Source organism: Vineibacter terrae (genome assembly GCF_008039615.1).
Lineage (GTDB): Bacteria > Pseudomonadota > Alphaproteobacteria > Reyranellales > Reyranellaceae > Vineibacter > Vineibacter terrae.
In genome coordinates this window covers 88,458-99,478 of record NZ_VDUZ01000037.1, presented here as the reverse complement: position 1 = coordinate 99,478, position 11,021 = coordinate 88,458, and the positions used below count along the sequence as shown (strand labels likewise).

The window sequence follows — 11,021 nt, the reverse complement described above, 5'->3', positions numbered from 1 at the left end:
GCACAATATATCCATAATTGCTACTCAAAAACACCATTTACATGCCTACATACTGGACGCAAAATCGCCGCTTTTTTCAACAAAGCCAAATACTTACCTGACTCTGTCAGGGGTAACTTCGGGCTAACGCTTCCTCAGCGCCTCGGCCAGCGCGGCGCCGAGCGCGCCTTGTGACGGCGGCTTGTCCGATCGGGCATGCGCCTGCCGCGGCGCGTTCTGCCTTCTCCTGTCGTCGCGTTGCTCCGGCTTGGCGGCGCCGTGGCTGGCATCCCGCCGCATCGACAGCGCAATGCGCTTGCGCGGGATATCGACATCGACGACGCGCACCTTCACGACGTCGCCCGCCTTCACCACCTCGTGCGCATCCTTCACGAACCGGTCGGCCAGCTGCGAGACATGCACGAGGCCGTCCTGGTGCACGCCGATATCGACGAACGCGCCGAAGGCCGCCACGTTCGTGACGGTGCCTTCCAGCAGCATGCCCGGCTTCAGGTCCTTGATGTCGTCGACGCCGTCGGCGAAGGTCGCCGTCTTGAAGCTGGGCCGCGGGTCCCGGCCCGGCTTGTCCAGCTCCGCGATGATGTCGCGCACCGTCGGCAGGCCGAAGCGCTCGTCAACGAAGACGCGCGGGTCGAGCGCCTTGAGCGCCGCGCTGTCGCCCAGCAGCGCCCGCACGTCGCGCCCGCAGGCGGCAACGATCTTCTTGGCGACGCCATAGGCTTCGGGATGGACAGAGGATGCATCCAGCGGCTCGGCCCCGTTGGGGATGCGCAGAAAGCCGGCGCATTGCTCGAAGGTGCGCGGCCCCAGCCGCGTGACCTTGAGCAGGTCCTGCCGGCTGGAGAACGGTCCGTTGGCGTCGCGATGCTTCACGATGGCCTCGGCCAGCGAGGCGCCGAGACCTGAGACGCGCGCCAGCAGCGAGGCCGAGGCCGTGTTGAGGTCGACGCCGACGGCGTTCACGGCGTCTTCCACCACGGCGTCGAGCGAACGCGCCAGGCGATACTGATCGACGTCGTGCTGGTACTGTCCGACCCCGATCGATTTCGGCTCGATCTTGACGAGCTCGGCCAGCGGATCCTGCAGCCGGCGCCCGATCGACACCGCCCCGCGCAGCGACACGTCAAGCTCCGGGAACTCGGCGGCGGCGGTCTTCGACGCCGAGTAGACCGAGGCGCCGGCCTCGCTCACGATCACCTTGAGCGGCTTGGGCGCCGGCATGTCGGCCAGCATCTCCGCCACCAGCTTCTCGGTTTCGCGGCTGCCGGTGCCATTGCCGATGGCGACGAGCTCGACATTGTGCCGGCGGACAAGGCTGGCGAGTTCGGCCTGCGTGCCACGCACGTCGTTCTTCGGCGGGAAAGGGTAGACGGTGGTCGTCGCCAGGAGCTTGCCGGTGCCGTCGACCACGGCGACCTTCACGCCGGTCCTGATGCCGGGGTCGAGCCCCATCGTGGCACGCGAGCCGGCGGGCGCGGCCAGAAGCAGATCCTTCAGGTTCCTTGCGAAGACCTGGATGGCCTCTTCTTCCGCTCGCTCACGCAGGGCACCCATCAGGTCGATGGAAAGATGCAGGGAGAGCTTGATGCGCCACGTCCAGCCGACCACGCCCATCAGCCAGCGATCGCCCGGCTGCTGGCTTGCGATGGCGTAGGCCTGGGCGATCATGCGTTCCACGGGCTTCACCGGCGCGGCATCATCGGCATCGACCTCGATGTCGAGCATCAGAACGCCCTCGTTGCGGCCGCGCAGCATGGCCAGCGCCCGGTGGCTCGGCACGCCGGACCAGCGCTCGGCATGATCGTAGTAGTCGGAGAACTTCGCGCCGGCTTCCTGCTTGCCCTCGACGACGCGCGAGCGCAGGAAGGCGCGCTCCTTCATGTAGGCGCGCAGATGGCCGACGAGATCGGCGTTCTCGGCGAACTGTTCCGCCAGGATGTCGCGCGCGCCTTCGAGCGCCGCCTTTGTGTCGGGCACATCGTCGCTGACATAGGCTGCGGCCAGCTCCGCCGGCGTCGCGGCCCTGTCGGCGAGGATGGCTTCGGCCAGCGGCCCCAACCCGCGCTCGCGCGCGATCTCGGCCTTTGTCCGCCGCTTCGTCTTGTAGGGCAGATAGATGTCTTCCAGCTCCGCCTTGGTCGCGGCGTCTGCGATCTTGGCTTCCAGCTCGTCCGTGAGCTTGCCCTGCTCGCGGATCGACGACAGGATCGCCTCGCGCCGCGCATCGAGCTCGCGCAGGTAGGCGAGCCGCTCCGCCAGGTTGCGCAATTGCGTGTCGTCGAGGCCGCCGGTCACTTCCTTGCGGTAGCGCGCCACGAACGGAACCGTGGCCCCTTCGTCGAGCAGCGTTATGGCGGCCGCCACCTGCTGCGGCCTTGCGCCGATTTCCGATGCAATGACCGAAGCCATGCCTTGACGTGCCTTGGTGAGCTGATCCGTGTCGTTCATACGCTGCTCGTCGACTGAGATGAGCCGCGCACTTTATTGAAAAGCCGTCCCGGGATCACCATGCGTGCAGCCGCGGCGGCGGGCTTCTCCACAGGCCGATGCGGCGAAAGCCGGCGGTGCGAGGCGGGCAATTCCGGTGGGCGGCGCGCACCCGGCGGGCATGGCACATGGCAGCGTCGTGGGCCTCCCGCTGGTGGCCCGGGGACGCGGCGCTAGAATGGACAGGCAGCTGCACGTGAGGCGTGATGTCGGTATCGGCGCGTAAGGACCCCAAGAGTGTCGAGCCCGGCATGCTCGTGCGGCTGATGCCCTCGCCGATGGCGCGCGGCCTGCTGCTGGCGGTGACGGCCGGCGTCTTCTTCCAGTGCCTCAATGCGACGGTGAAGCTGCTGGTCGCCGACATGCCGCCGCTGTTCGTCGCCTGGGGGCGCTGGACCATGGGCCTGCTGCTGATCGCGCCCTTCCTTCTGGCGGGTGCTGGATTGAAGGCGGTGCGCACCAGCCAGATCCATCTGCACGGCCTGCGCGCCGTCTTCCACACCACGGGCTACGTGCTCTGGTACCTGGCGGTGGCGCTGATCCCGCTGGCCGAGGCAGCGGCACTGGGCTTCAGCGGCCCGATCTTCGTGGCCGCCGGCGCCGCCTTGTTCCTCGGCGAGACCGTGGGGCCGCGGCGCTGGCTGGCCGTCATTGTCGGTTTCGTCGGGGTGCTGATCATCGTGCGGCCCGGCTTCGTCGCGTTGAATTGGGGCACGGTGATGATGCTGGCCTCGGTGCCGGTGGTGGCCGCCTCCAATCTGGTGGCCAAGAAGCTCACCGCGCGCGACAGCCCGCAAGTGATCGTGTTCTGGCAAAGCGTGCTGGCGACCCTGTGCTTCCTGCCGTTCGCGATCCTCGACTGGCACCTGCCGACATGGACGCAGCTCGGCTGGCTGCTGCTGGCGGCCGTGTTCGGGCAGATGGGCTATCTGCTGATGACCAGCGCCTATCGCCTGGCCGACATCTCCGCCGTGCAGCCGACGGTCTTCCTGGGCATCGTCTGGGCGGGGCTGTTCGACTTCTTCCTGTTCGGCCGCAGCGCCGATCTCGCGACCTTCGCCGGCGCTGCCATCATCGTGGCCAGCACCAGCGTCATCGCCCACCGCGAGGCACTCGCCGCGCGGCGGCAGCGAGGCTGAGGCGATCAGCGGCTTTCTGGCGGCCATTGCTGTGCGGCGTGAAGCACGCGAAGAATCGTCACAGCACGCGCATTCTCGGTGTAGATCACGACATAGTTCGACCGGACGATCATCTCCCGCGCGCCCGGCACGATACAGTTTCGGATGCGCAGGCAGCATCGCTGCCTTGGCCTCTATGTCGTCCTTCAGCCGCTGGGCAGCGTCCGGATTGTCGTCGGAGATATAGTCGACAATGGCCAGCAGATCGGCACGGGCCGTCTCGCGCCACTCAAGCGCGCGCACGGCGCTTCTTGTCGATCAACGCCTGCGCTTCGTCCATGACCTGCTGATGCGCGGTCGCCGGCCGTTTGTCGTCCAGCGCCTCCCGCACCTTCACCCGGAACCATGCATCATATGCTTGCGGGTCGGTCGTAAGGCCAGCCGGCAAGCCACCTTCCCTGGCGACGCGAGTCAGCAGGATACGCACGGCATCCGAGACGGTCAGGCCGACATTGGCGAGCTTTTCCGCTGCATCGGCTTTCAGCTTCTCATCCACGCGGACGTGGAGCATTGAGGTCTGAGCCATTGGAGCTCCCTAGGGCTGTTGCTTGAGTATGTCTCTCATTTGAGAGACACGCAACCATCGCCCACAGGCATTGCCGGCCGATCATCGAACCGTCACTGGCCTGAAACACACCGGTCACCGGCGCGCCCTATCCGCTGCTGCGGGTTGCGGGGGAGCGTCGCGCATGTCATGAGCTTCGGGGCGCGATCTCTCTCTTGAGGCGATGAACAGCCGCGTCGCGGGCGCCTACCAGGACGGCAGCACGGCGCCCTTGAAGGTGTCGAGCAGGTACTTCTTCACCTCGGGCGAGCGGTAGGCGGCCACCAGCTTGGCGAACTCCGGCCGGTCCTTGTCCGCCGTGCGCACCACGATCACGTTGACGTAGGGCGAATCCGTGCCCTCCAGGGCGATGCTGTCGCGGCCCGGCTGCAGGCCGGCCGGGACGGCGAAGATTGTGCTGATGATCGCCGCGTCGACGTCGTCGAGCGCGCGCGGCAGCTGCGGCGCGGGCAGCTCGACGATGCGCACCTTGCGCGGGTTCTCGGCGATGTCGGTCATCGGGCTGGCGAGCATCCCGGCGCCGGGCTTCAGCTTCAGGACCCCTTCCTTCTGCAGCAGCTGCAGGGAGCGGCCGGCGCTGCTGGGATCGCTGGGAATGGCGATCTTGCCGCCCGGCGGCAGGTCGGCCAGGGACTTGATCTTCTTCGAGTAGACGCCGACCGGCGCCAGCAGGGTGTGGCCCACCACGGTGAACTTGTAGCCGCGGTCCTTGCTCTGCTGCTCCAGCAGGGGGATGTGCTGGAAGCTGTTGGCGTCGATGTCGCCGGCGGCCAGCGCCTCGTTGGGCTGGACGATGTCGGTGAACTCCACGATCTGGATCTGCAGGCCCTCGCGGGCCGCGTTCGCCTTCACGATCTCCATGACCGGGGTCTGCGGTCCGGCCAGGACTCCCACCTTGATCGGCTTGAGCGCCGTCTGCGCCCGCAGCGTCGCGGGCAGCGCGGCCGCTGCGGCCAGGCCCAAGGTCAGGCGGGCGATGTGGCGGCGGGAGAGGGGGATCGACATGGGCGTATTTTCCTTGTTGTTTGCAAGTAATGGTTAGCGGCGGCTGAACCGCCGTACTAGGAAGTCTCCCAGGGATTGCACGCCCTGTACTAGCACAATGAGGACAACAACTACAGCGGCCATGACCTCGGGCAAGAAGCGCTGGTAGCCGTAGCGCACGCCGAGGTCGCCCAGCCCGCCGCCGCCGATGGCGCCCGCCATCGCCGAGTAGCCGACGAGGCCGATCAGCATCACGGTGGCTGCCGCCAGCAGCCCCGGCCGTGCCTCGGGGATCAGAACCTTCATCACGATCTGTAGCCGCGATGCGCCCATCGCCTGCGCGGCGTGGATCAGGCCGGAATCGACCTCGCGCATCGCCGTCTCGAACAGGCGCGCCACGAAAGGCGTGGCGGCGATCGCCAGTGGCACGATGGCGGCTTTCGTGCCGATCGCCGTGCCCGCGATCAGGCGCGTCAGCGGCACGATGGCGACCAGCAGGATGATGAACGGCGTCGAGCGCACCGCGTTGACCACCACGCCGGCGATGACGTTGACCGGCCGGTTCTCCAGGATGTGCCCCTTGCCAGTGATCAGCAGCAGCACGCCCAGCGGCAGGCCGGCGATGATGGCGACGCTGCCGGCAGCGGCGACCATGACAAGCGTCTCGAGCAGGGCCTCAAGAAGCAGCTCGATCATTTGCGGCGACATGGCCGAGGACCTCGATCTGGACGTTGCGCTGGCGCATGTAGTCGAGCGCCGCGGCGATATCATGGGGCGTGCCGGTGGTCAGCACGACCAGGCTGCCGAACGGGCGGCCCTGGATGGCGTCGATGCGGCCGGCGACGATCCGCACATCGATCGCGAAGTTGCGCACCAGGCGGGACATCAGCGGCTCGCCCGGGGGCACGCCCACGAGGCTGACGCGCATCAGGGTGGCGGCGCCGATGCCGGGGTTCTCGGCCACCATCGCCAGCAGCGCCGCCGGCACCTCGTAGCCCACGGTCTCGGCCACGAAGCGTCGCGTGGTCTCGAACGCCGGCCGCGTGAAGATGTCGTAGACCGGGCCGCTTTCCAGCACCCGGCCGGCCTCGAGCACGGCGACGCGATCGGCGATGCGGCGCACCACGCTCATCTCGTGCGTGATCAGCACGACGGTCACGCCCAGCCGCCGGTTGATATCGGCCACCAGGTCCAGGATCTGGATCGTGGTCTCCGGGTCCAGCGCCGACGTCGCCTCGTCGCACAGCAGCACCTTGGGCCGGTTGGCCAGCGCCCGGGCGATGCCGACGCGCTGCTTCTGGCCGCCGCTGAGCTGGGCCGGGTAGCGGCCCGCCTCGCCGCTCAGGCCCACCAGCTCCAGCAGCTCGGCGACGCGCGGGCGGATCTCGGCCGGGCGGGTGCCGGCGATCTCCAGGGGCAGGGCGACGTTGTCGAAGGCCGTGCGCGAGGACAGCAGGTTGAAATGCTGGAACACCATGCCGATCTCGCGCCGCGCCCGGTTCAGCGCCTGGTCGCCCAGGGACGACAGGTCATGCCCGTCGACGCTCACGGTGCCGCTGGTCGGCCGCTCCAGCAGGTTGATGCAGCGGATCAGCGTGCTCTTGCCGGCGCCGCTGCGGCCGATGACGCCGAAGATCTCGCCGCGCCCGACGGTCAGGCTGACCTTGTCGAGCGCCACCACGGGATCCTTGGCGCCGGGATAGATCTTGGTGAGTTCGACAAGCTCCAGCATGGGACCGTTCTGATGACGAGGCCTGGCAGCGCCGGTGGCGGCGCCGTCGGTCCATCTCGGTATGCCGGATCGAGCTCAACAAAGGTCGTCGACAAACAGTGACAACGGCCGACATGCGCACATAGCGGGCCGCGGCGGCCACTGCAAGCTGCTCATGGACGGCGGCGGTGAAGAAGGGCCCTGGTCCCGCGCCGGGAGGGAAGCGGCGGGACCAGGGCCGCTGCCGCAGGCCAGTGGTCCGGTCGGGCAGGTCGGACGGACTGGCATGCGGATGCGGCCGCGGCAGGACCGCCGTCTGCCGCGGGCATGTGCGAGGCCTCAGGCCGCCAGGCGCGCCTTGCCGGCGGCGTCGAGCGCCTGGGCGAGGTCGGCGATGATGTCGTCGATATGCTCGATGCCCACCGACAGGCGGACATAGCCGTCCGAGACGCCTGTCGCGGCCTGGTCGGCGGCCGACAGCTGCGAATGCGTGGTGCTCGCCGGGTGGATCGCCAGGCTGCGCGCATCGCCGATATTGGCGACGTGGTAGAACAGCCGCAGCGCGTCGATGAAGCGCCGGCCGGCATCGTGTCCGTTCCGCAGCTCGAAGCCGACCAGGCCGCCATAGCCACCCTTGAGGTACGCGTCGGCCCGGCGCCGCGCCTCGCCGTCCTGGCGGCCGGGATAGATCACGCGGCTCACGTCGCGGTGCGTCGCCAGGTACGCGGCCACGGCCTGGGCGTTGCGGCTGTGCTCGCGGATGCGCAGCGGCAGGGTCTCCAGCCCCTGGATGGCCTGGAAGGCGTTGAACGGGCTCAGCGCCGGACCGAGGTCGCGCAGCAGCGTGACGCGGGCCTTGATGATGTAGGCCACCGGCCCCAGCGGCTTGACGGCCTCGACCCAGACCGCGCCGTGATAGCTGGGATCGGGCGTGTTGAGCGCCGGCTGGCGTTCGGGCGCCAGCGACCAGTCGAAGCTGCCGCCGTCGACGATCAGGCCGCCGATCGAGGTGCCGTGGCCGCCGATATACTTGGTCGTCGAGTAGACGATGACGGCGGCGCCATGGTCGAACGGCCGCGCCAGCAGGGGTGCCGCCGTGTTGTCGATGATCAGCGGGATGCCCAGCGGGCGGCCGATATCGGCGACCTCGCGGATCGGGAAGACGGCCAGCTTGGGGTTCGGCAGCGTCTCGCCGTAATAGGCGCGCGTGCGCGCGTCGGTGGCGCGCCGGAAGTTCTCCGGGTCGGCCGGATCGACGAAGCGCACCTCGATGCCCTGCTGGCGCAGCGTGTTGGCGAACAGGTTCCAGGTGCCGCCGTACAGGTCGGTGGCGCTCACGATGTTGTCGTCGGCCTGCGCCAGGTTCTGCACCGCCAGCGCCGAGGCCGCCTGGCCCGAGGCCACGGCCAGCGCGCCGGCGCCGCCGTCCAGCGCCGCGATGCGCTTCTCCAGGACGTCGGTGGTCGGATTCATGATCCGCGTGTAGATGTTGCCCAGCTCCTTGAGCGCGAACAGGTTGGCGGCGCGCTCGGTGTCGGCGAACTGGTACGACGTCGTCTGGTAGATCGGCACCGCGACCGCGCCGGTGGCCGGATCGGCCCGATAGCCGGCATGCAGGGCAAGCGTCTCGGGGTGCTGCGACTGGGTGGACATGGATGGTCTCCCGTTGAACATCTGGATGGATGGCGGGGCGCGCGGCTCAGCGCGGCATGTCGAGATGGGCCGATGGCGGCCGCCGCTGCGGCGCGAGGCCCCAGCCTGGCGCCGCCGGCGGCGCGCCGTGGGCCCCGGTGGCGGGCGCGGCGGCATGCTTGCGGCGTCGCGCGCTGAGGCTGTGCACGATGTCTTCGGCGGCGCGCTGCGCCCGCCAGGGCGTGGCGTAGAGCCGGTTCTCGAGGCGGTAGAAGCGGGGATCGGCGGCCCGGAAGCGGAAGCCGCCGCGTTCGCGCTGCACGATGCCGGCAGCAATGTCGTCGATCTCGATGATGTAGGCGTCGCTCATGGCAAGTCTCCGGCGTCCGGCATGGCGCGAGGCGCCAGCCGCAGAGGCGATGCTGTCGGGAAGGCTCGGTGCGTCAGCGCGTGACGGGCGGCGTCAGGCGCGACAACAGCAACAGCAGCGGGGACGGCGGGACGGTCGATCGAGCGTCGGGGTCGGGAAGGGCATCGCAGGTCTCCGGTCTGTCAGGTGAGCCCACGACGCTGGTCGTGGCGCTTTAGCGTTTGGTGATGCGGCGCAAGCTGCTCGTTCAAATCTCCGCAGATCCGTCGGGGTGGATCAGTCCCTTGGCTGGCGAACATGCGAGCAATGTCCGCCACCGGCAAACTAGATTTCATTGACTCCGTTGTTAGTTTTTCTGGCAACCGTTCGGACCGCTTGCGTCCACGCCCGCGTTCGCTTGGAGCGAAGCGGAAAGCGAAAGGCGTCGGCGCCGGCGCGCCGATGCGGGCGTGGACGCAAGCGGTCCGAAGGAAGGCTTACGCGTTCAGTCCCTTCACCGCCTTGCCGATGACGTCGTCGGCGCGGGCCCACACCAGCTCGGCCCATTTGGCGCCGGCGGGGTAGAAGCGCTCCTGCATGTAGGCCTTCATCTCCTTGCCCTGCGCCGAAGCGAGATCGCCGCGGTGGTGCAGCCAGTTGTCGCGCCGCACCGCGTCCAGCACCTCGGGCACGGGGTAGGTGCCGTATTCCAGGGCGATGCCGGTGAACTCGGCGTCCGGCGCCTCCTGCGGGAAGGCGTCGAGCACCACGCCCACCACCACCGCCGAGGCCGACGTGCCGCTCTCGGGCGACGTCAGCTCGTCGCCGTACCAGGCCTTCTGGCGTGCGAAGGCGGGCTGGCCGGGATCGCCGATGCCGATGATCTCGCCGTGGCCGAACGGCCCCAGCCCGGTGTGGAAGTCGATGCAGCCGATGCGGCGTGCCTGCGCCAGCTCGGTGCGGATGACGGCACGGATGGTGCGGTTCGACCAGGTCGGCTTGTGGCCGCCGAAGAAGATGCCGTCCATGTGGCTGTACTGCCCGCCGGTGACGGCGCTCTGCAGGCCGAAGGCGCCGTTCTTCTGGGCGTAGGAGTCCAGCGTCTGCTGCGCCGTCGCCAGCGCCGCCGCGTCCCATGTCGGCGGGTTCAGCGCATCGGCGATCTCGCGGTAGCCGTCGTTCCTGGGGTAGGGCTTGGCGTGGTCGACGAAGTTGCGGTTGAGGTCGACATTGTCCTCGTTGACGCGGCGGATCCAGGCGAAGCCGTGCGGATTGACGCCGTGGATCAGCAGCGCCCCGGTGCCCTTGGGCAGCCGGGCGGGGCCGCCGCTGCGCAGCCAGTTCACCATCGCGCCCGAGCCGCAGAAGCCCTCGACGCCGTGCGTCGCCGCCATCAGCACCAGCATGTTGGGCGCATCGTCGTCGCCCAGGCGCACGGTGTCCATGAACAGCCGGCCGCCATCGGGCCCCAGGGTCGGGTTGCGATACGAGCGGAACTGTCCGCCGCTCGCGGCGGCCGCGGCGCAGAACTTCTGGCGCGCGTCCTGGTAGTCGGTGGCGAAATGGGCGGCGACGGTGCTCATGACAGGTTCCCCGGATCGTGTACGGTGCGGCGCATCCTAGCGGAAGAACGGACAGAGGGTGTGATGGCGTTCATGACGGTCGAGCAGGCGCAGGAAATGCTGGAGCCGGGCGGGCACTTCCCGTCCTGGGTCGCCGAGCTGGGCCTGCGGATCGAGGCGATCTCGGCGCAGGGCCTGCGCGCCCGCCTGCCGCGGGCGCCGCATATCCAGCGCGCCGGCGGCGTCGTGCTGGGCCAGGCGCTGATGGCGATGGCCGACACCATGCTGGTCTTCACCTTCGCCGAGGCGCTGGGCCGTCTGCCCTCGATGGCGACGATCTCGCTGACCACGAACTTCATGCGCGCCGCCGTCGACTGCGACGTGATCGGCCAGGCCCGGGCGCTCAAGCTGGGCCGCAGCACGGTGTTCGGCGAGGTGACGTTCTTCACCGATGCCGACCCGGCGCCCATCGCCCAGTCGACGGCCGCCTTCGCCGTGCTGCCGGACGGCAATGCCAAGTTCACCCGGGTCGGGGCCAAAGGAGTGTAGGATC

10 protein-coding genes and 1 pseudogene are annotated in these 11,021 nt (G+C 68.8%); 2 read left to right on the top strand and 9 right to left on the bottom strand.

The genetic code is table 11. The annotated features are described in order from the left end of the window. Positions 1-123: 123 nt before the first annotated feature. Complete coding sequence (locus tag FHP25_RS27870) at positions 124-2,448, bottom strand: Tex family protein (RefSeq protein ID WP_178133826.1); 2,325 nt, start codon at positions 2,446-2,448, stop codon at positions 124-126. Between the two features lie 245 nt (positions 2,449-2,693). Between FHP25_RS27870 and FHP25_RS27865 the strand changes: the two genes are divergently transcribed. Then, positions 2,694-3,626, top strand: a complete 933-nt coding sequence (locus tag FHP25_RS27865) for a DMT family transporter (RefSeq protein ID WP_147850254.1) — start codon at positions 2,694-2,696, stop codon at positions 3,624-3,626. 5 nt (positions 3,627-3,631) lie between these two features. Here the strand turns inward: FHP25_RS27865 and FHP25_RS42705 are convergent. The 8 genes and pseudogenes from FHP25_RS42705 to FHP25_RS27825 all read right to left on the bottom strand — a co-directional run bounded on the left by FHP25_RS42705 (position 3,632) and on the right by FHP25_RS27825 (position 10,489). Continuing rightward, positions 3,632-3,908: pseudogene (locus FHP25_RS42705) on the bottom strand (type II toxin-antitoxin system RelE/ParE family toxin). Then, positions 3,895-4,191 carry a type II toxin-antitoxin system RelB/DinJ family antitoxin gene (locus tag FHP25_RS27855; RefSeq protein ID WP_147850253.1) on the bottom strand — a complete coding sequence of 99 codons (297 nt, stop codon included), beginning with the start codon at positions 4,189-4,191 and terminating at the stop codon, positions 3,895-3,897. Before FHP25_RS27855 ends, FHP25_RS42705 begins: the two are co-directional and overlap by 14 nt. Before the next feature lie 225 nt (positions 4,192-4,416). Then, positions 4,417-5,235: a MetQ/NlpA family ABC transporter substrate-binding protein gene (locus FHP25_RS27850; RefSeq protein WP_147850252.1), complete on the bottom strand. Its 819-nt coding sequence runs from the start codon at positions 5,233-5,235 to the stop codon at positions 4,417-4,419. Between the two features lie 33 nt (positions 5,236-5,268). Continuing rightward, positions 5,269-5,922, bottom strand: coding sequence for a methionine ABC transporter permease (locus FHP25_RS27845; RefSeq protein ID WP_147850251.1), 654 nt, complete (start codon positions 5,920-5,922; stop codon positions 5,269-5,271). Continuing rightward, positions 5,891-6,946 (bottom strand): methionine ABC transporter ATP-binding protein, encoded by a 1,056-nt coding sequence (locus tag FHP25_RS27840; RefSeq protein ID WP_147850250.1) that lies wholly within the window; start codon positions 6,944-6,946, stop codon positions 5,891-5,893. Before FHP25_RS27840 ends, FHP25_RS27845 begins: the two co-directional genes overlap by 32 nt. Positions 6,947-7,264: 318 nt before the next feature. Continuing rightward, positions 7,265-8,578 carry an O-acetylhomoserine aminocarboxypropyltransferase/cysteine synthase family protein gene (locus FHP25_RS27835; RefSeq protein WP_147850249.1) on the bottom strand — a complete coding sequence of 438 codons (1,314 nt, stop codon included), beginning with the start codon at positions 8,576-8,578 and terminating at the stop codon, positions 7,265-7,267. Positions 8,579-8,624: 46 nt separating this feature from the next. Then, positions 8,625-8,927, bottom strand: a complete 303-nt coding sequence (locus FHP25_RS41530; RefSeq protein WP_218578632.1) for a hypothetical protein — start codon at positions 8,925-8,927, stop codon at positions 8,625-8,627. A gap of 476 nt (positions 8,928-9,403) precedes the next feature. Continuing rightward, positions 9,404-10,489, bottom strand: a complete 1,086-nt coding sequence (locus tag FHP25_RS27825) for a M14 family metallopeptidase (RefSeq protein ID WP_147850248.1) — start codon at positions 10,487-10,489, stop codon at positions 9,404-9,406. 63 nt (positions 10,490-10,552) lie between these two features. On the opposite strand from FHP25_RS27825, the gene FHP25_RS27820 reads away from it, so the two are divergent. Beyond that, a complete protein-coding gene (locus FHP25_RS27820; protein WP_178133825.1) occupies positions 10,553-11,017 on the top strand; it encodes a PaaI family thioesterase in 465 nt (154 codons plus the stop codon). Positions 11,018-11,021 lie beyond the last annotated feature (4 nt).